This window comes from Bradyrhizobium sp. USDA 4452 (assembly GCF_054063575.1).
This window is the reverse complement of record NZ_JBSSGK010000001.1, coordinates 6198056-6219436: the sequence shown is the minus strand read 5'-3', so window position 1 is coordinate 6219436 and position 21381 is coordinate 6198056. Positions and strand designations below refer to the sequence as shown.

Here is a 21381-nt window from a genome sequence, read left to right as displayed (position 1 = left end):
TCGCGCTCCTCACCTCGTTAGAGCTCGCGCCAACTCCCGGATCATTTGCCAGATGTTCCCTCGATCGGCTCCTGGCATGGCGGATTCGGTATGAAGCTTCTTGATAAGTTTCGCCCTTTGCGCGGGAGTTGGAGAGAACTTAAGTCGATAGCCGTCACGCGTTGTCGCAGCAACATGCGCGTCTACTCCGCTAATTCCAGGCAGGTTGAGCTTCCCTGCTGCTCCGGTGGATAGTCCGGACGGACCACTGATTCGCGCGCCCCCTCGGCCCAGATTAAGAAGCCATCCGCGGTGCTTCTCACCTTGGATCACCAGGGTGATCGGTTCTGGGATCTGGCGCTGAGGTCGATCGTATCGCGGTCGTTCGATGCACACCACGACTGCCACGAGCAACACCAGAATGTTGTAAACCGTCCAGAACATCACGACAGCCGTGCCGTCGCCGGCTGTCGCAGACGTATTGAAGACGAAATCGGAGTTCAGTGGCACGATCAGGCCGCCGATCGTCAGTCCGAGCAGGAGTAAAAATGGTCGCATCAAAGACCATTGAACAACTACTTTGGTTCGGTCGCCGCCTTTGGCCGTCACCGAGAATTTATGCGATCCTCCGGTCAGCAACCCGAGAGCAGCCGCCTGGCTGATGGGCCAGGCCGCAATCAGCTGAGCCGTATCGTTGAGAAGCGGGACAAACAACCCCTTTGAAAGCCAGTTCAGGGACATCAGAACCATCAGGTAGTACGGTACGTAATATTTGATGATGTCCACCAATGACGCATTCACGATGGTGATGCCGAACCACCAGTACAAGAGAGGGAGAATCAGGCTGGCAAGCCGGAAGGGAAAGGTACTGATCCAGTAGAGCAAGGAATCAACGATGCCGATTCGATGCATCAGACCAAGGCTGCGCATGCCAAAGGGGCTATAGGCGTTGCGGACGATCTGCATCAAACCAAGGCACCACCGTCCACGCTGAGTGATATATTCTTTCAGCCCTTCGGGAGCCAAGCCTTCACTTAAGGGCTCGTTAAGGTACACTGTTTGCCAGCCGTTTTCCGCGAGCTTAAGCGTGAGCAGGAAGTCCTCGGTTACGCTTTGTGTCGGAATCCAGCCAATCTGCTCGAGGGCCTGGACCCGCATTACGGATGAGGTTCCGCAGCAGATGGCGATGCCCCAAGCATCCCGCGCCGGCTCAACGTTGTCAAAGAAATGACGTTGCTCATCCGGATATGCGGTGCTTATTCCCAGGTTGTGTTGGATCGGGTCGGGATTGAAGAAGTGCTGCGGGGTTTGCACGAGCGCCACGCTTGGCTCGTGAAACAACGCTAGCGTCCGCTCGATGAAGTCCGCATGGGGAACGAAATCGGCATCAAGTACAGCAACAAAGGCTGGCGGTGCGGGATCTCGAGCGCGCGCGCGAAGTGCATGGTTGATGTTCCCTGCCTTAGCGTGCTCTTTATTCGCGCGAGCGAGGTATCCGATTTCGTGCAGTTCGCAAAGTTGCCGCACCCAGTTTCTGGCACCGTCGTCGAGAACGAAAATCCGAAGGCGTGGATAGCGGATTTCCGTCGCACCAACGATCGTGCGCTCGAGTACTTCCGAGGGCTCGTTGTAAGTCGTGATGAAGACATCAACGTGCGGCGCTTCTCCCGGCAGCCACCATTCGGAGTACTGGTCTGCTTCGGCCGTCCGGTCTTTCACCCGCGACAATATAAAAAATGCGATGGTAGACGACAGCACGGTCAGAGCTTCGAGCACGGCAAATCCCCAACTGAACAACGCGTCAGCAGTCCAGTCGAGCGGCGCCAGCGTTTCGCTGAAGCGCCAAGTCGTATAACGCCAAGACAGTAAAGCAGCCGTCCCTAGGACGAGAGTGCGCCAATACCACTTCATCGGATTAAGCAACGGGAAGACAGTAAAGCAGAGGCCAACTATGAAAGCGGCGCCTGCGAAGGCAGCAGCGATTGGTGACAGCAGAAGCATCAGAATCCGTACCGCGTAAAAAACCGGCGGAATTGAGCGATTGGGCCACTTGTGAAGATAACGCGTCCAGTACGCCCAATTGCGCAGCTGAGATCTGGCTCTGTTGCGAGGTCTGAAATAGTCACGGTGACATCAAAGCGCTGGAGATGTTGTGCACTCGGACCCACCGCAAGATTGGTGTAGAGTGAAGCTGCACCGGATCCCCCAAGGCGGGTTATGGTCCCATTGAAAATGCGATCATCTCCAAACAACCGAAATTGGACGGCCGTTCCCACCGAAAGACTATCGTATAGAGATTCGCTGACGCCCGCGGTGACGATAAGCGTATTGCAGTCGACGACCTTGACAAGATCCTGGCCGCGCCGCGCATATTGGCCATCGTCTATTAGTATGTCCCAGACTAGACCAACGACGGTGGCATTAAGCGTAGCGAAGCTCAGACTATTGACACGAAGACGCTCGGCATCGATTTGCCGATCGAGCTGGACAATACGCGCTTTCACCTGTTCGTTGTCGACATTCAGTTCGGCCAGTCGCTGCTGGAGCTCTCTGATACGTTGAGCCGAGGAGGGAGCGTCGTTATACGACTCCCCGATGAAGACGCCGTCGCGAGCGGACGTGAGTTCCGTCTCTAGGTAATTTACTCGCTGCTGCGCACTCTCCAGTTCTTGTTGCGCGACGTCGTAAGTTGCGCGAGCGCGATCCAGATTCGCCGCCGTCTGTACACCACGCGTGCTCAGTTCGTTTGCTCGCTTGAATTCTGCGTCAGCTTGACGAAGGCGCGCGGCCGCAGCGTCTTGAGCTGCTTTGGTTTCGGCAATTCGGGCCTCGATCTGCCGAACCCTGCCACGCTGGTATTCAGCCGCTTGAGTATCGAACCGGGACCTGGATGCCGACAAAGCCTCTCGCTGGCCAAGAAGGCGGTTGAGCTCGATATGCTGGTTTGCGCGATCGCGATCGAGCTCGAGTAGCCTCGCGATATCAAAGCGTTGGTCGTTGATTTCTGCTACGAGCTCTCCGGGGTTAATGCGCGCACCGATGCTCTTTGTCGCAAGCGTTACTTTTCCTTCGATTGGGGCGCGAACGATGTTGAGTCGAGCATTGAGCGTTGCGTCCGCCGATGTTCCAGCGAAGTGTTCACCGATGACAACGTACAATCCCACTGTCAACATGGCCAAGCCGACGATTGCACGTAGGAGCTTCATAAGGACATTCCAACTACGTCTATGATGGGAAGGTCGCACAGACGTATTGCCAGCCCGGCGCAAACATAGACTGACCAGCTTGAGGTCGAAACGTCCTCCTCTAACCGACCCTCCGCCCCCACTCTGGATTGGCAAGCCAAGTGCCGCTCTAATACGAGTGCCAGCGGCTCAGGCGTCATTGATCAGACTAACAGGCTGGTAAAGAATAGCTTCGTGATCTCAGCGACAGGGGGATCCTTCTCGTCAGAATTGACAACGGTGACGAATTCGTTCCTGCAGTTCCAGCAGCGCCAAAGATACTGGACCTCCCGCGAACCGACGCGTTCATGCCACTCAAGGTGGACCAATGCGGAGCCACATTGAGGGCAGGCTTTGTGACGTGCAATTGAAATCGACTCCATGTGGTAGCTCGTATCATTGCGAACAAATGGCCATAGCCGAAGACGCGGTGTTGCAGCCTCGGTCCACGAGCGACTGCGGCCGATGCCCCTTTACCTTCAAACCTTGTGCCATTTGCGAGGGCTTGATCAGTAAAGTAAATTTTCTGAGTAAGCGGATTAGACCGGTAGCCTGTCAGAAATCGGACAGTCTATGTCATGTCCTCCCGCGAGACCGAAAGTCAGATTAGGTTTCGCATTGGGAGCCTTGTCTGCTAGTTCGTTTGGTGTTGAGTGATACGGCCTCGCGGGCGTCACTGATTATCGATGCCCCGTCGGGAGGGTTCCGCCTGCGCACAACTGGGTGCCAATGGCAGTGTGTTAAGCGGGTGCGCGTACGACAGTGCTTGGCGCGGTCAGGAACCAGACTGGAACATTGAGCTCCGGCACTTCAGTCGGAGGGGTATCGGGCGCATTAGACGATGTCTGAACGACAGATGTCTGACCGTAGTCCTCCACCATTGCGCATCTGCACACCGCCGGGGCGAAGAGAGTTGGTCGAAGATCAGGCTTGGCCGCTCGTGCGGCCTGAGGAAATAGGACCGTTAGCGGAGTCCCTGCGCGTTCACGCGAGTTGTTGAAAAAGGTGAGCCACCCGCCCAACTATCGGGCCGATGTGATTTCTTAAAAGCTGCCGCCTACCCAAGAGAATGCGCTTACCCGGAGCAACAATGCAATTTCGGATGCTGTATGCAATGTAGCGTCGAGAATCTAACGCCCCCTTTCTGATTAAGCCCCCGAGCAGGTTCGAGGTGTTCTGGGGACCAGCGTGACTTTTTCGCAGCCCACTTGTGGCGGACGCTCCTCAAGAACTCAGCACGTCGACTCTGGCAAGCAGACGTCCTGCTCCATCATCAGTAACCGCTCTGCGGCCGGCCTCTCGATCAAGCAGCGCGGGAATACCCGCGGCTGTAACGGCACCACTGAATAGATAGCCTTGTCCTTCTGTACAACCATTAGCCGCCAGATAGACCAACTGGCGTTCGTCTTCGATCCCCTCGGCCGTCGTCGTCAAACCAAATCCCCTAGCAAGGTTAAGTATAGCACGAACAATCACCCGGCTGTCGGTACTATTGTCGAGATCCGACACAAAGCTGCGGTCGATCTTGATCTTGTCAAGACGAAACGAAAGCAGCTGGCTGAGCGTAGCATAACCTGTTCCGAACTCATCGAGCGCGACGCGGGGGTTTCTGCCAGTAGTGCTTCGGAGCCGGACCTCCTCCCAATTGCCTGGCGAGCCGATCGATGACCGCGGGCGCGCACGCGGGACGCTGACCTTCGCAGCATGAGGTGATCGGCAACTGAGCGATCGACGGAGCGAAGGCGATCGAGCGCCGTTGAAAAGCAACGACATGGCAGCTCCCGGCAGCTAGTTGCCGCAACCGGTTGCGGTGCGAACTCACCTGCAAACATTTCAATTGCTGGACCATGACCGAATGCTTGTTAGTGGGGCGCGGCTCTTTCTCGGAGAAATGACAGCGAGAGCCGGCGTAGGGCCAAGGCGGATTGAGACGAAGTGCACGGTCTACGATAACCTAAGCGACTACAACTCGGTTGCGACCTTCAAATTTTGCGCGATAGAGCCGCTGGTCGGCGACGTTCAAGAATTGGTCGAGCGTGTCGCCATCGCGCCCGAACTCCGACACTCCAACACTGATAGTGACGCCAACCGGCGGTTCGGCTCCGACGTCGAATGCAGTGCGCTCGATCGCGGACCGAACGCGCTCGGCTACCGCGCTAGCCGCGTCGAGCGTCGCCCCCGGAAGCAACACCATGAATTCTTCGCCACCCACGCGCGCGATGGAGTCGTAAGGCCGAATCGCCTCCAGACACTTTCGTACGAATATGCGCAGGACTTCATCGCCGACGCTATGGCCGCGTGAGTCATTGATATCCTTGAAATGGTCCAGATCGAGCGATAACAGAGACAATGGGGAACAGGTCCGCTTGGCCCGCGCGATCTCGGCGCCGATATGCTCGATGAAGTGGCGCCGATTCCCGGCACCAGTCAGCGGATCGGTGGCGGCAAGTCGCTCCAACCTTTGATTGCTCAGCTGCACTTGCTGGAGCGCCTTTTGAGTATCGGCCATCGATTGAGCTAGGCGGGCCGTCATTTCTTCCTGGCTATAGATGGTCGCGAACGATTGCGTCGTTCGGAAAGCCCGGACAACTCCGTAGCTGAGCAAAAAGAACCCGCCAGCAAAGATCGCGTGGGCCAGCCACCACATATGATTCCATGGCGCCGCTAGAATGAATGCGAGCGACGATAGCGCGAACCACGCGACGGAAACGCCAAAAACAAGCATCAGCGGCGAGTGAATCCGTCGCATGAGCATGACCAAGACATTCAACACACTGAATAGCAATGCGCCGCCCTCCATGGACAAGCGGACCGCTGGGTGCCCCGCATACGAGGAATAGGCGATCAGTGCGACACCGATGTCCGTAGCTAGGAACAGGCCAATCCACATCAACCATGCGCGCGCGTCCGAACGCTTCTCGAACTCGTCTGACGGCTGATTGTAGCTGAGCAGCCCGACCAAGAGCAAAATCGACATTGCTAGACGCGAAGCCGGCCCATAGAGCAGAAACAGCCAAATATTGTGGTGTGCCATCCCAGTGAAGGCACCGTGTAGCGAATAGATCAGCGCGAACGCCAGAAAGCCAAGCGTCAACCAACGCAGCAGAGGCTCGCCTGAAGACCGGTAGCAACGCCAGGTCACATATGTGACGAACAGCCCCTCGAGGGTGGCGACGGCGATGGCGAACTCGTGGAAGAGGTGATCCTCAAACTTCAGCGCGGGATCTTGCTGGAAATAAAGATAAGCGATGAACTGAGTGGGCAGCAGGGCGAAGCCGATGATGAGCAGGCTCGTATAGGCCTCTGTGACCAGCCGCAACGTTTTGGGCGGACCATGCACTGCGAGATTGGTACTCATATGCTATACCGTCATTCCAAGATGACTCCACGCGGTCCTTTCATGAACTCCGGGGCTTTTTTCAGATACCTTCCGGTCCTGCTGTGCAAGGTGAAGATATCACTGGTTCGCCTCCGCCGGAGGCCATCTAACAGGCCGACGCGAATGATCGCGGCAGACGAGCGCAGAGGGCATGAGCTTCACCTTTCGGTCCATCTGCGGCACCAGCAGGACGGCGGAGCGACAAACATCAGCTTGCCATCCACGAGCGGTCAATTTCCGTCGCGGCGCTGGCGCCGTGACGGGTCATGTGTTCGAACCCACAACGTTCAGTCCACCCGCTCCGCTAAAGGTAAGCGTATCGTGCGTGTTTAGTAGGGTATCCCAGTTGCTGCCTCGAGCCGTCACGATCTGGGACCCATTCGAAAACGCACCATCGGACGATGAGGAGATCACAAGCCCATTGAGAAAAGGATTCTGCGCATTACCGTACTCAATCGTCTGCTTCCCGCCCACCGGTAGTGCCGCTGGGACGATCGGCCCGGACTGGTTCGGCTCTGAGCCGACGCGCGTGATGAGCAACACCGTAAGTGTCAGCCCACTTTGATTGACGAGTTTCTTGTGTGCCATGTGGCCTCCGTTATCTGCCGGTGGTCCCGCGCCGAAACGCGGGACAGAGGTTCAGCTATATACAAAAGCTGGTTGAGCTAGGCCCTGCCAACTCTTGTAGGCAGCTAATATTCGGCTAGCGAAATGCGGTGCAGCTTCGGTGTAAGCGCCCAATCGGGCAGTGTTGCCGAAATCCGGCATGCCCGCTTAGTTGGCACTGGCCAAGCTGGTCGCCCAGAAACGCTAATACAAAAGTCGGCACAGGCACCAGGCGGCAGCACATTAATTTTGTGTTGCCACCCTGTCTGGTCGAAAACGGCAAAGTCAGAAATCCGACATGATTATTCTTCCAGTCTGTATTCAAGCAAGGCTTCCAAGCGGTTTTCTACGCGCTGCGAATTTCTGCTGGCATGCCTTTAATTGGGTCCCCGAAAGACGTAAGACGTGGCGCAATTGCTGCTCATGATCTCTGCAGTGATGGACTGCGGAGCTGTACTTCACGAACATTCATTGCACGGGTCCGTGTCGGCCCGCCGATTGCGCTGACTGATATTCTAACCGCTGATATGCCGGAAACCGTTATGTTCTCTGCCTCTCCCTTTTCCGTCTAGAATCAGCTAAGCAAACGGCTCCTGGCAAAGCCTATTTGATCGGAACAGGCCCATTGCCGCCTTGGCCGCAGCGGCCTACCTCCTCCAGGAGGACGGGCTGTCGGGCCCGGATATCGTCCTTTTCGAACAAATGGAGCAGTTCGGCGGGAGCCTCATCGCGCATGGCAATCCTAAGGATGGATATGTCATGCGTGGCGGGCGCATGTTTGAGGAAACGTTCAACTGCACCTACGGCTTGTTATCCTTCATTCCTTCGATTGCCGCCCGACGAAGTCGGTTAAGGACGAACTGATGGAGTTCCATCAGGAGTTCTTCTGGAAGGAGCGACGACGTCGACCATTTGCTTGATCGCCACAGCGCTTCAGCGTTTTCCCCTGACGGTTGGGCCCAGCACAGAAATCGACGCGATCCTTCCAAGTTGCGCCTGCAGCCGCGGCGCAGCCAGGCACTTAAGCGATGCGGTTCGCTGCTACGAGCGCGGCCTTATGCAAGGCGCGGGCACCAATGCCCGGCCGGCTTTGCTGTCTTTGCAATCGTGTCCGTTTTCAGCAATGGCGGCAATGAGCTGACCGCTCGACAAATGCTTCGCCTCTACCGAAGGCGCGTTGCAATCAGAATTATCTGATCAGGCGATCTTGGGGAATATTAGGCGACCGCCCCAAGGTCTTCACCTATATCAATTCGACTGCTCACCGCTGATGTTGTTGTATCTTGAGATTATCCAACAACTTCGATCCTTCACTAAACGACCTCGACCAGGATCGCTCTGCCAAGTCCAGATAGCTTTTCAGCAACTCGGAGGGACTTTTGACCTCGGCAACGACTTTTAGAAAATTGGCATGATCTTGCAAAGAGGAAGCAGTCAATCTGAATCCATCTTTCAACATCGCCGCGAAGAAGTTGGTCGTTACTTCGATCGACTTCTGCCATTCTGGAAACACGAATGAAGCGCGCGAGGCTGCCGTCGATTCTTTAGTGTGCTCAGCGGCGCCACCTGGGCCAACGGGCGATGTCTGGGCCACTTGCGGCCCTTGTTGTGTACGGCGTTTCTCGTCTTCGGCTATACTCGTTGCCATTGTGCGTCTCCTCTTTCAAGAAACTGTAACGTTGTGATTGGGTTTCGAGGCCCAACTCTCATCAATCGTCGGAGGGTAACACGATCTTCAATATGTGATACTTACCTTTTTTGGTAGGTTTGACCTGCCCCTGAGTATTTCCTCCAGATGGAGTTAGAGTCCGGCCCGAGCAAGGACGGACAGATGAAGCGAGCAAGGTTCACGGAAGAGCAGATTATCGCAGTGTTGAAGGAGCATGGGGCTGGGGCGACGACAGCTGACCTGGCTCGCAAACACGGAGTCTCCGAAGCGACGATCTACAATTGGAAGGCCAAATTCGGCGGCATGGAAGCTTCCGAAGCCAAGCGGCTGAAGTCGCTGGAGCAGGAGAACGCGAAGCTGAAGAAGCTTTTGGCCGAGCAGATGCTCGACGCGGCCGCCCTTCGCGAGCTTCTGTCAAAAAAATGGTAGGGCCCGCCGCCAAGCGCGCAGCTGTGGCGCACCTGAAGGCCGTGATGGGCCTGTCGGAGCGACGGGCCTGCACGATCGTCGACGCGGATCGGAGGATGGTCCGTTACCGATCTTGCCGCCCTCCGGATACGGATCTTCGTGCCCGGCTGCGCGACCTTGCTCACGAGCGCCGACGGTTCGGCTACCGTCGACTGTTCGTCCTGCTGCGGCGGGAGGGCGAGCCATCAGGCATCAACCGCATTCACCGGATCTATCGGGAAGAAGGGCTGACGGTCCGCAAGCGGCGGGCTCGCCGCAAGGCCATGGGGTGCCGGGCACCGATCCTGGTGGAAGCAAAGCCGAATGCGCGCTGGTCGCTGGACTTCGTCCACGACCAGTTCGCCAATGGACGACGCTTCCGCATCCTCCACATCGTCGACGATGTCACCAAGGAATGTCTGGGCGCCATTCCTGACACGTCGATCTCGGGCCGGCGTGTGGCGCGGGAACTGACGACGATTGTCGCTCGCCGCGGCAAACCCGGCCTGATCGTCTCCGACAACGGCACCGAGCTCACCTGCAACGCCATGCTCGCCTGGTGCAAGGAAACCGGCGTCGACTGGCACTTCATCGCACCGGGCAAACCGATGCAGAACGGCTTCGTCGAGAGCTTTAACGGCCGGATGCGCGACGAGCTCCTCAATGAGACGCTGTTCTTCGATCTCAACGACACCAGGACCAAACTCGCGGCATGGGTCGCCGACTACAATGGCGAGCGACCTCATTCCTCGCTGCAATACCTCACGCCCGCGGCCTACGCCGCCACTCTCACCGCAACGGACGCTCGGCTGCGCAACCCCGACCAGCTCCGCCGATCGTCCGTTGCTCCACCCGCGCCACTTGGCGTACAAACCACCGAGACTCTAAATGCCGCTGGATGAAAGTTCAGTGGCAGGTCAGGTTTGATCGGCAAGACTGACTTCATACAACGTGAACATGTTGTGGCGAAGTTTTTTGGCCTGCCGGACCCTAGCAGGTCCCCGATGGCAATTTTTGGAGCGATTTGGCGATCAGAGGCGATACAGATTCCTGACCGCCGCGTTGTTTAGGACGCGAACGTCAGGCCGACTACGCTGACACCAATTTGTTCGAGAAGCAGGGGCAGAAGCACGATGCGAGATCGTTTGCATGGTGCCAATTTTCGTTTTCAACGGCTTCTCGATTTTTGCTCAAGGTTCGCCATAGCGGGCCGGAACCCGCGTCGCATAGATGACGATATGTTTCTGTGCGAGGTCGGAGACGAAGATGTCGTCGAGCTCGTCGCCGCGTCGAGCATCGCCTGCTGCGGCGGCGGCTCCTCAGCGCCAGCTTCCGGCTTGCTCGTCCCATTCGGCCGCGAATACGCCACCCCGACTAGATTCTTAGAAATAAGTAACTCGAGCGAAAACGCGCGATTGACCTTGGACACGTGTCCTGATCGCGCGAAGATATCAATTTCCACGTCCTGGAACTCAAGAAACTGGCAATCCATTGGAAAGCACGCCTTATACACCGCCTCTTTCAAAACGAAGAGATCGCGCCGCTCGAGCGTGTTTAGATCGTACATTCGCCGTTCATTAGGAGTGGCAATCAATTCGATCAGGTCCTCCGGCAGAGGTTCATTAGGCTCGATGTCGATGCCGAGAGCTGCAATTTTTTTCGTTCCTGCAATAGCAGCGGCTGCGACTGTATCGTGGTGTGCCAAAGATCCGACCACGCCGGCTGGCCAGAGCGGAACACCAAAGCGCGTCTTCGGAATCGCCGTTGGTGGGAATCCCAATTGTCCAAGAAGTGTTCGGGCAGCTACTCTTGCGGCAGCGCTTTCGCGACGGACTTTGGCAACGGCGCGTCCCAAGGACATCACTTCGGAAGCGTACAGGGTGGATTCGTCGCAGGGTTTTATCGGACGGATACCGACCATGATGTTCTGTTGATCAATTGTGACAATCTCCATCACTTGGTCCCGCTTGCTTTTCGAACATTTGAGGGTCGACCAGAGCGGGCGGCGGCCGCCCACATATGGACCGCTTCTGATCTGCGCCTGAATTTGATCCGGCGGCAGTTAGAGTCTCGGTGGTTTCGCGGCGAGACCGAAGTCTGGACCACTGAGCCACTTGCCGACCTGTGGGGTATTTTGGGGGCTTGAGATACCTTCGAGCCCAAGCAGAGAAAGTCCTTGTCTATCTAAGAGTCCGCACTTAGCGCCCTTGAAATGGCCCCGGCCAGAACTTGCCGGTTTTCTGGATTGTTCACCATTGTCGTGTGGTTACCTGGCATCGGGACCGGATGAATGGCCGCTGCATCCAAAACCAAGTCCCAACCCTTCTTTGGCGAGTTTGCATTGCGATGCAGTTGTTCGTCAGGTGGTACCCCAGGGCTGATAAGAGGCTCACTGGCATAAAACTGATGTATCTCGATCGGGAGCGACGGCCCTCGGTACGATTGTAGCGCCCGGTGAAATGCCGCGGCCCTTTGATACATCGAAACATCGCGGTGGAGATCGTGCTCTGGAGGTAACGCTCCTATTTGCTGCGCCTTTTCGAGCAACTCAGAAACAGAACATTGCTCCGTGCATCCTTCGAAAACCTCGCCATATTCATCGCGCGAGATTCCACAGCGCTCCAAAACAAATTCTCGAGCCAAATTGATATGTGATGCGTTTGAAGAATCTGCAGGTGAACTAACATCGATGAACGCCATGAATGATACGACTTCGTCGATGCTCAGGAATTGCTCGGCGATTGCATAGGCCAGGATTGCACCTGATGAGTATCCAGCAAAGCGGTATGGACCTCGTGGCTGGATCTCTTTAATTGCAAGGATCACCTCTGCGGCCATCGCCTCAAGCGTTGGTGGACGAACGTCATTGAAGGGCGGCCATGGCAGAGCGTAGACGGGGCAATCTACATCCATTTCCGCCACCAAACCGAAGACATAGGAATAATCCCCAAAACCTGAGGGGACAAAGAAGAGTGGTGGCTGCGATCCGGTTGATCGAACGGAAATTACCCCTCGGCTACCGGGCTGTGGCTCCACATGAACCTTTGATGCAAATTCCTTCAGGATAGGGGTTTGGAAGAGGTCGGCAGCGCTAAAACTCAGCCCAAGTTCTAATGCCCGACTGAGCACCTGCACGGCCAGGAGCGAGTGGCCGCCCAGTTCGAAGAAGTGGTCGTGGCGCCCGATGCGCTCGACACCGAGGAGCTCGGCCCAGATCTGCGCCAACGCGGTCTCGACCGCGCCCTGCGGCGGCTCATAGGCCGCCAGCGCATAGGCTTCATCGGCCGGCGCCGGCAGCGCGTTCCGATCGAGCTTGCCGTTCGGCGTCAGCGGCAGCGCCGCGATCGGCACGAACGCCACCGGCACCATGTAGTCCGGCAGCCGGCTACTCAAGTGCGCGCGCAAGGCGCCCGCAAGCCCGCCCCCATCGGCCTCGTCCGTAGCTTCCGGCGCGCAGACTACATAGGCGATCAGATGCTTGTCGCCGGCGCGGCTCTGGCGCGCCACCACCACCGCCTCGCGCACAAAGGCGTGCTCGCAAAGCTTTGCTACGATCTCGCCCGGCTCGATGCGGTAGCCGCGGATCTTCACCTGGTCGTCATTGCGGCCCAAAAACTCAATATTGCCGTCCGGCAGATAACGCCCGAGGTCACCGGTCCGGTACAGCCGATCGCCCTCGACAAAGGGACTGGCGATGAACCGCTCGGCTGTCAGTTCAGGGCGGTTCAAATACCCGCGCGCCACCCCCGCCCCGCCGATGTAAAGCTCGCCCACCGCGCCAAACGGCACAGGCGCGCCATGACCATCCAGCAGGTACACAAGCGTGTTGGCAATTGGGCGGCCGATCGGGACCACCGATCCATCAAAATCAGCCGGACAAGTCCAGGCCGTCACGTCGATAGCAGCTTCCGTGGGACCGTATAGATTGTGCAGATCGGTCCAAGGCAAGACGCGACGAACCTTCTGCGCAAGGGAAGTAGACAGCGCCTCACCACTACAGATGAGACGCTTCAGCGATGTGCAGCGATCAACACCCTTTGCGTCCATGAAGCTGATCAGCATGGATGGTACAAAATGTGCTGTGGTGATGCGTTGGCTGACTATCAAGTTGACAAGCGCATCAGGGTCTTTGTGCGCACCGGGAAGCGCCAGCACCAGGCTCGCCCCTTCAAGCAACGTCCAGAAGAACTCCCAGGCCGAGACATCGAAGCCAAATGGGGTCTTCTGCAAGACAACATCAGTCGCATTGAGTGCGTAGGCTTTTTGCATCCAGATCAGGCGATTGATAATAGCCCGATGCTCATTCTGCGCGCCTTTGGGCGTTCCGGTTGAGCCTGAGGTGTAGATCACATAGGCAAGATGACTGGATGTGAGGCCAAGCGCGCGCGGGTCAGGGTCCGAATCCGGCCGGTCGGCCCAGGCCGGCGTGGCCGTCGCCAGATCGACCACCGTCACGGCATTCAGCACGTCCGGGCCGAGTGCTGTGCGGCCGGCGGCGTCGCACAGCAGCAGCCGCGGCGCGGCATCGTCGACAACCTGCCGCAGCCGTTCGCTGGGATAGGCCGGGTCCAGCGGCAGATAGGCACCGCCCGCCTTGAGGATCGCCAAGAGCCCGACCACCATCGCCAGGCTGCGTTCCAGGCAGATCGCCACCGGCTGGTCCGGCTTGACCCCGAGGGCGATCAAATGATGCGCCAGGCGGTTGGCCTTCGCGTTGAGCTCACGATAGCTCAGCCGCTCAGCTTCGCAGACCAGCGCCACCGCCTGCGGCGCCTTTTGCACCTGTGCCTCAAACAGCTCATGGATGCACCGTTCCGACGGATAAGGTGCCGCAGTCCGATTCAACTCCTCCAGCAGATAGCTGCGCTCATCAGTCGACAGCAGCTCAATGCGGCGGACCTCTTGCTGCGCATCGGCAGCCATTGCGCGCAGCAGCGCCAGCAGATAACCACGCTGCCGCTCGATAGTCGCGCGATCGAACAGCGCCGTGGCATAACCCAGTGTTCCGGCGATCTCCTCGCTATGCTCGCCAAGGCTCAGCTCCAGGTCGAACTTGATCTGATCGATCTCTTCGGAGGCAGCCTCTATACTCAGCCCCGGCAGGTCCAGTGACCCAACCGCATTGTTCTCCCAGGCCAGCATCACCTGCAACAACGGCGTGTGATCAAGAGCCCGGGGCGGCTGCACGATCTCCACCACCTGCTCGAATGGCAGGTCCTGATGCTCCTGCGCAGCCAGCACCGTGCGCCGCGTCCGCTCCAGAAGATCCGACACGCTCGGCTCGCCCGACAGGTCCAACCGAAGCGCCAGGGTGTTGACGAAGAAGCCGATCAGCTCTTCGATCTCCCGGCGCCCGCGATTGGCGCTCGGCACACCGATCACAAGATCGTCCTGCCCCGACAGACGCGAAAGCACCGCCGCCCAGGCCGCCAGCACCGTCATGAACAACGTCGTGCCATGCTGCCTGCTCAACCGCTTCAGCGCCCGCGTCAGATCCGCATCGATGACGATCGGGACCGTGGCCGCGGCAAACGACTGCTGGGCCGGCCGCGCACGGTCGGTCGGCAAGACAAGACGGGTCGTGCCGGCCAGGGCGCTGCGCCAATACTGCGCCTGCTTCTGCAGCCGTTCCCCCGACAGCCATTGGCGTTGCCAGGCGGCGGTAATCCGGATACTGGATTGCCAACGCCGGCAAAGGATCGTCCTGCCCGGCCGCGAATGCCCGGTAGAGCTGGCTGAGTTCACGCAGCAGCACGCCCATCGACCAGCCGTCCGAGACGATGTGATGCTGGGTCAGCAGGAAGACGTGCTCATCATCCGACATCCGCACCAGATGCCCGCGGATCAGCGGCCCGCGCGCAAGATCAAAGGGCGTACGCGCCTCTTCATGGCACAGATCCAACAGCGCCGCTTCCGCATCAGCACTGTGCCGAAGATCGTGGTCGACTATCGGCAATCCCGCATCCGGCGGCAGGACCTCGACGCGGGGCTTGCCTTGCGTCGCGACAAAGACGCTGCGCAGCGCCTCATGACGTGCAAACAGACGGTCAAGGCTGCGCTGCCAGGCGCTGCGATCGAGCGCTCCGCGCAGTCGCAGGGCCAGCGGAATGTGATAATTGGTGCTGTCTTCGTTTAGCTGCGCCAAGAACCAGAGCCGCTGCTGCGCAAACGACAGCGTAAGCGGCTCATGCCGCGACACGACTGCAATCGACGGCAGCTGTTGCGGACCGGAGCGGCTCAACAGCTCGACGATGCTTGCCGCCAGGTCAGTCAGCACCGGCCTTGCGAACAGTGTCGACAGCGGCAGTTCGACCCCGACAGCCTGTGACAGCCGGCTCGACACCTGCACGGCCAGGAGCGAGTGGCCGCCCAGTTCGAAGAAGTGGTCGTGGCGCCCGATGCGCTCGACACCGAGGAGCTCGGCCCAGATCTGCGCCAACGCGGTCTCGACCGCGCCCTGCGGCGGCTCATAGGCCGCCAGCGCATAGGCTTCATCGGCCGGCGCCGGCAGCGCGTTCCGATCGAGCTTGCCGTTCGGCGTCAGCGGCAGCGCCGCGATCGGCACGAACGCCACCGGCACCATGTAGTCCGGCAGCCGGCTACTCAAGTGCGCGCGCAAGGCGCCCGCAAGCCCGCCCCCATCGGCCTCGTCCGCAGCTTCCGGCGCGCAGACTACATAGGCGATCAGATGCTTGTCGCCGGCGCGGCTCTGGCGCGCCACCACCACCGCCTCGCGCACAAAGGCGTGCTCGCAAAGCTTTGCTACGATCTCGCCCGGCTCGATGCGGTAGCCGCGGATCTTCACCTGGTCGTCATTGCGGCCCAAAAACTCAATATTGCCGCCCGGCAGATAACGCCCGAGGTCACCGGTCCGGTACAGCCGATCGCCCTTGACAAAGGGACTGGCGACGAACCGCTCCGCTGTCAGTTCAGGGCGGTTCAAATAGCCGCGCGCCACCCCCGCCCCGCCGATGTAAAGCTCGCCCACCGCGCCAAACGGAACGGGCGCGCCATGGCCGTCCAGCAGGTACACAAGCGTGTTGGCGATTGGACGCCCGATCGGGACCACTGCCCCATCAAAATCAGCCGGGCAATTCCAGACCGTCGCGAAGGTCGTCGTCTCGGTGGGCCCGTAGCAGTGAACGAGACGTACAGGGCCTTGTTCTTTCAGCAATCTCAGAAATGAGGCAAGATCACCGCGCTCACCCCCACAGAGGAGGTATTTCAGCTGCGCCAACGTCGGAGCAATCGATGACGTATATTGGTTGAACAATGCTGTTGTCAGAAACAGTGATGTCACGCGGTGCTGTTCTAGCGCCCGGGCAAAACTGGGAGCATCCCTGACGGTGGCGGCATGCACTGCAACAATGCAACCACCGTTAAGCAGCGGTGCCCATACTTCGAATGTGCTTGCATCGAAGGCGGGATTGCCAGCCCATGCCACCCGATCTCCTGCATTGACCTTCACATACCCACTGTTGATCACGAGCCGGTTGACGGCGCGATGAGGAACAACGACTCCTTTGGGAAGGCCAGTTGAGCCGGAGGTGTACATGACGTAAGCGGCAGTTTCAGCGCTCAACGCCAGCCCAGGAGCGGAACTACATCCCGTTCCAGCTATGAGCGGCTCAATAGAAAGAACAGGTATCGTCGCCTCAACCAGATCATCGCCGCAAAGCACCAGGCGTGCAGCACAATCGGCCATCAACAATTGTTGTCGCGCTGGGGGAAGGGCGCGATCGATTGGTACATACACGCCGCCCGCTTTCAAGATCGCCAGCTGCGCCACCACAAGAGCGGCGGAGCGGTCCAGCACGGTTGCAATGCGCTCCCCAGGCTTGACCCCAAGGGTGATCAAATGATGCGCCAGGCGGTTGGCCTTCGCGTTGAGCTCACCATAGCTCAGCCGCTGATCTTCGCAGACCAGCGCCACCGCCTCCGGCGCCTTTTGCACCTGCGCCTCGAACAGCTCATGGATGCACCGTTCCGACGGATAAGGTGCCGCAGTCCGATTCAACTCCTCCAGCAGATAGCTGCGCTCGTCGGCCGGCAGGATGTCGATGCGGCCGATCACCTGGCCTGCATCGGCAGCCATTGCGCGCAGCAGCGCCAGCAGATAACCACGCTGCCGCTCGATGGTCGCGCGATCGAACAGCGCCGTGGCATAACCCAGTGTTCCGGCGATCTTCCTGCCATGCTCGTTAAGGCTCAGCTCCAGGTCGAACTCGATCTGATCGATCTCTTCGGAGGCAGCCTCTATACTCAGCCCCGGCAGGTCCAGTGACCCAACCGCATTGTTCTCCCAGGCCAGCATCACCTGCAACAACGGCGTGTGATCAAGAGCCCGGGGCGGCTGCACGATCTCCACCACCTGCTCGAATGGCAGGTCCTGATGCTCCTGCGCAGCCAGCACCGTGCGCCGCGTCCGCTCCAGAAGATCCGACACGCTCGGCTCGCCCGACAGGTCCAACCGAAGCGCCAGGGTGTTGACGAAGAAGCCGATCAGCTCTTCGATCTCCCGGCGCCCGCGATTGGCGCTCGGCACACCGATCACAAGATCGTCCTGCCCCGACAGACGCGAAAGCACCGCCGCCCAGGCCGCCAGCACCGTCATGAACAACGTCGTGCCATGCTGCCTGCTCAACCGCTTCAGCGCCCGCGTCAGATCCGCATCGATGACGATCGGGACCGTGGCCGCGGCAAACGACTGCTGGGCCGGCCGCGCACGGTCGGTCGGCAAGACAAGACGGGTCGTGCCGGCCAGGGCGCTGCGCCAATACTGCGCCTGCTTCTGCAGCCGTTCCCCCGACAGCCATTGGCGTTGCCAGGCGGCGTAATCCGGATACTGGATTGCCAACGCCGGCAAAGGATCGTCCTGCCCGGCCGCGAATGCCCGGTAGAGCTGGCTGAGTTCACGCAGCAGCACGCCCATCGACCAGCCGTCCGAGACGATGTGATGCTGGGTCAGCAGGAAGACGTGCTCATCATCCGACATCCGCACCAGATGCCCGCGGATCAGCGGCCCGCGCGCAAGATCAAAGGGCGTACGCGCCTCTTCATGGCACAGATCCAACAGCGCCGCTTCCGCATCAGCACTGTGCCGAAGATCGTGGTCGACTATCGGCAATCCCGCATCCGGCGGCAGGACCTCGACGCGGGGCTTGCCTTGCGTCGCGACAAAGACGCTGCGCAGCGCCTCATGACGTGCAAACAGACGGTCAAGGCTGCGCTGCCAGGCGCTGCGATCGAGCGCTCCGCGCAGTCGCAGGGCCAGCGGAATGTGATAATTGGTGCTGTCTTCGTTTAGCTGCGCCAAGAACCAGAGCCGCTGCTGCGCAAACGACAGCGTAAGCGGCTCATGCCGCGACACGACTGCAATCGACGGCAGCTGTTGCGGACCGGAGCGGCTCAACAGCTCGACGATGCTTGCCGCCAGGTCAGTCAGCACCGGCCTTGCGAACAGTGTCGACAGCGGCAGTTCGACCCCGACAGCCTGTGACAGCCGGCTCGACACCTGCACGGCCAGGAGCGAGTGGCCGCCCAGTTCGAAGAAGTGGTCGTGGCGCCCGATGCGCTCGACACCGAGGAGCTCGGCCCAGATCTGCGCCAACGCGGTCTCGACCGCGCCCTGCGGCGGCTCATAGGCCGCCAGCGCATAGGCTTCATCGGCCGGCGCCGGCAGCGCGTTCCGATCGAGCTTGCCGTTCGGCGTCAGCGGCAGCGCCGCGATCGGCACGAACGCCACCGGCACCATGTAGTCCGGCAGCCGGCTACTCAAGTGCGCGCGCAAGGCGCCCGCAAGCCCGCCCCCATCGGCCTCGTCCGCAGCTTCCGGCGCGCAGACTACATAGGCGATCAGATGCTTGTCGCCGGCGCGGCTCTGGCGCGCCACCACCACCGCCTCGCGCACAAAGGCGTGCTCGCAAAGCTTTGCTACGATCTCGCCCGGCTCGATGCGGTAGCCGCGGATCTTCACCTGGTCGTCATTGCGGCCCAAAAACTCAATATTGCCGCCCGGCAGATAACGCCCGAGGTCACCGGTCCGGTACAGCCGATCGCCCTTGACAAAGGGACTGGCGACGAACCGCTCCGCTGTCAGTTCAGGGCGGTTCAAATAGCCGCGCGCCACCCCCGCCCCGCCGATGTAAAGCTCGCCCACCGCGCCAAACGGAACGGGCGCGCCATGGCCGTCCAGCAGGTACACAAGCGTGTTGGCGATTGGACGCCCAATGTGAGGCATCTCGGGCCAACCTGACGGATCAGCTGCAAGGTGGTGCTCGGAAATAACGCTGATTTCTGTGGACCCATATTGATTGATCAATCTCGCTTTCGGGTGTGCTTCGAAGAACGCCCTCAGCGATGGAGTGGCCTGCAATCGTTCGCCGGCTGTATAAAGCTCTCTTAAAGAGGGCAGCTGCACGCGCTGCGTGCTCCAGACTTCTGCAAGATGATTCAATGCCACGAATGGGAGGAAAAGCCGCTCGATTGCCTGCCGCTCGATAAACTCCAATAGGTCGGAGAATCGCCTCCGGGTTTCTTCCCGCAGGAGCACAAGTACTCCGCCGTCCTTCCAACAAATGAACAATTCCTGGCAGGACACATCGAAGTTCAGGGTCGCGAACTGAAGTGTACGCAGTTTTGACGTGCTGATCCCGGCAAGCGAATTCACGAGCGAGCCGTGGGACATTTCCACGCCTTTGGGCGTTCCGGTCGAGCCCGAGGTGTAGATCACATAGGCGAGATGACGCGATGTGAGACCAAGCGTGCGTGGGTCCGGGTCCGAAGGGGGGCGTTCGCACCAGGCCGGGGTGCCAGTATCCAGATCGACCACGCTGACATCGGCGAGCGCCTCGCCGCCCAATGCGGTTCGGCCGGCTGTATCGCAAAGCAGCAGTTGCGGTTCTGCATCGCCGACAATCTGCCGCAGCCGCGCCGGTGGATAGGCTGGATCCAGCGGCAGATAGGCGCCGCCCGCCTTCAGGATCGCCAGGACACCGACGACCATCGCCACGCTGCGCTCCAGACAGATCGCCACCGGCTGGTCCGGCTTGACCCCGCGTTCGATCAGCTGATGCGCCAGCCGGTTGGCCCGCGCATTGAGCTCGCCATAGCTCAATCTCTCCTTCTCATGGACCACCGCCACCGCCTGCGGCGCCTTCTGCACCTGCGCCTCGAACAGCTGATGGATGCACAGCTCCGACGGATACGGCGCCGCCGTCCGGTTCAACTCCTCCAGTAGATATTTGCGTTCGTCGGTCGACAGAATGTCGATGCGGCTGACCGGCTGCCCCGCATCGGCCCTCACGGCATGTAACAAACTTTGCAAAGGCTGCGTCATGCAATCTTCGCCTTGCTCAATATGCCGAGCCTGCCGGGTCATCGAGCTTGTGGCGCTCGGTTCCGTTAAGAGGCGGGTTGAAGATGCTGACGAGGATCAGGTCCTTGTCCCGTCCTCCGCGCAGAAGATGCTTGTCATGCTTGTCGAGCACATACATGTCGCCTTTACGAATGGAGAAGACATTGCCGTCCATGTCCTCGACCTCGCCCTCTCCGGCGATGCAGTAGCAGGCTTCGAGATGGTTCCGGTATTGCAGAAGCGAAACGGTGTTAGCGCGGACCACAGTGTGGCAGACGCTAAAACCCACGCCGTCCCTCTCCGTCAGAAGGCGGTGACTCGTACCATTGCCCCAATCGACGAAGTGATCGGTCGCTTCAACATCGTGCAGGCTACGCACAATCATAGGGTGCGACTGCCGAATACACGTTAAATTCATTGTCGCTGCAGCTGCTGGTGATGTTGCCGGGCAGACAAAGCGGTTTCGGTCGCAGATTTGGCAAGTTGTTTCCTTCCTTCGCTTTTCCTCGCGGCGCGAGTACAGCACCGCAGCCTCTCAGCGAACTGAGCAAACCTCATGCCATGGTCGCACGCAGATTAAGAGATGAATTTGTGGCTGTTTCAGCTGGCTAGCGAGCGAAAATCAGCAGAGCAGTGAAGCCAATCTGACAAACTGGCAACATCAAGCGAACAATTGTCCTTGATGCGCTGCGCGCTGCCTGAGATGGCCAGATGCAGCGCG

The 21381-nt window shown here is 59.3% G+C and carries 10 protein-coding genes and 2 pseudogenes; 2 read left to right on the top strand and 10 right to left on the bottom strand.

Translation table 11 applies throughout. The features are described 5' to 3' along the window. Nucleotides 1–9 precede the first annotated feature (9 nt). The 5 genes from ACVISU_RS29360 to ACVISU_RS29340 all read right to left on the bottom strand — a co-directional run bounded on the left by ACVISU_RS29360 (nt 10) and on the right by ACVISU_RS29340 (nt 7170). Nucleotides 10–1980, bottom strand: a complete 1971-nt coding sequence (locus ACVISU_RS29360) for a glycosyltransferase (RefSeq protein ID WP_456709233.1) — start codon at nt 1978–1980, stop codon at nt 10–12. Continuing rightward, nucleotides 1980–3185, bottom strand: a complete 1206-nt coding sequence (locus ACVISU_RS29355) for an HlyD family secretion protein (RefSeq protein WP_456709232.1) — start codon at nt 3183–3185, stop codon at nt 1980–1982. The genes ACVISU_RS29360 and ACVISU_RS29355 overlap by 1 nt, the downstream gene beginning before the upstream one ends. Before the next feature lie 1242 nt (nt 3186–4427). After that, complete coding sequence (locus tag ACVISU_RS29350; RefSeq protein ID WP_456709231.1) at nt 4428–4976, bottom strand: EAL domain-containing protein; 549 nt, start codon at nt 4974–4976, stop codon at nt 4428–4430. 181 nt (nt 4977–5157) lie between these two features. Next, nucleotides 5158–6561, bottom strand: coding sequence for a sensor domain-containing diguanylate cyclase (locus tag ACVISU_RS29345; protein ID WP_456709230.1), 1404 nt, complete (start codon nt 6559–6561; stop codon nt 5158–5160). Nucleotides 6562–6846: 285 nt separating this feature from the next. Next, entirely contained in the window at nt 6847–7170 is a 324-nt protein-coding gene (locus ACVISU_RS29340; protein WP_456709229.1) for a hypothetical protein, read from the bottom strand. A gap of 651 nt (nt 7171–7821) precedes the next feature. On the opposite strand from ACVISU_RS29340, the gene ACVISU_RS29335 reads away from it, so the two are divergent. Then, nucleotides 7822–8052, top strand: a complete 231-nt coding sequence (locus ACVISU_RS29335) for an oleate hydratase (protein ID WP_456709228.1) — start codon at nt 7822–7824, stop codon at nt 8050–8052. A gap of 397 nt (nt 8053–8449) precedes the next feature. On the opposite strand, the gene ACVISU_RS29330 is transcribed toward ACVISU_RS29335, so the two are convergent. Next, nucleotides 8450–8836 (bottom strand): hypothetical protein, encoded by a 387-nt coding sequence (locus ACVISU_RS29330; protein ID WP_456709227.1) that lies wholly within the window; start codon nt 8834–8836, stop codon nt 8450–8452. Between the two features lie 183 nt (nt 8837–9019). Here ACVISU_RS29330 and ACVISU_RS29325 point away from each other — a divergent pair. Next, nucleotides 9020–10206 (top strand): IS3 family transposase gene (locus ACVISU_RS29325; protein ID WP_456709226.1). Its coding sequence is split into 2 segments (ribosomal slippage): nt 9020–9272 and nt 9272–10206, totalling 1188 coding nucleotides; the frame shifts between segments, so codons are not numbered across the junction. Nucleotides 10207–10472: 266 nt separating this feature from the next. Here the strand turns inward: ACVISU_RS29325 and ACVISU_RS29320 are convergent. The 4 genes and pseudogenes from ACVISU_RS29320 to ACVISU_RS29305 all read right to left on the bottom strand — a co-directional run bounded on the left by ACVISU_RS29320 (nt 10473) and on the right by ACVISU_RS29305 (nt 21045). After that, complete coding sequence (locus ACVISU_RS29320; protein ID WP_456709225.1) at nt 10473–11258, bottom strand: 4'-phosphopantetheinyl transferase family protein; 786 nt, start codon at nt 11256–11258, stop codon at nt 10473–10475. 230 nt (nt 11259–11488) lie between these two features. After that, nucleotides 11489–12268 (bottom strand): annotated as a pseudogene (locus ACVISU_RS29315) (thioesterase domain-containing protein); the annotation flags it as partial. A gap of 75 nt (nt 12269–12343) precedes the next feature. Further along, nucleotides 12344–20648 (bottom strand): annotated as a pseudogene (locus tag ACVISU_RS29310) (amino acid adenylation domain-containing protein); the annotation flags it as partial. 10 nt (nt 20649–20658) lie between these two features. Then, nucleotides 20659–21045: an ectoine synthase gene (locus ACVISU_RS29305; RefSeq protein ID WP_456709224.1), complete on the bottom strand. Its 387-nt coding sequence runs from the start codon at nt 21043–21045 to the stop codon at nt 20659–20661. Between the last annotated feature and the right edge of the window lie 336 nt (nt 21046–21381).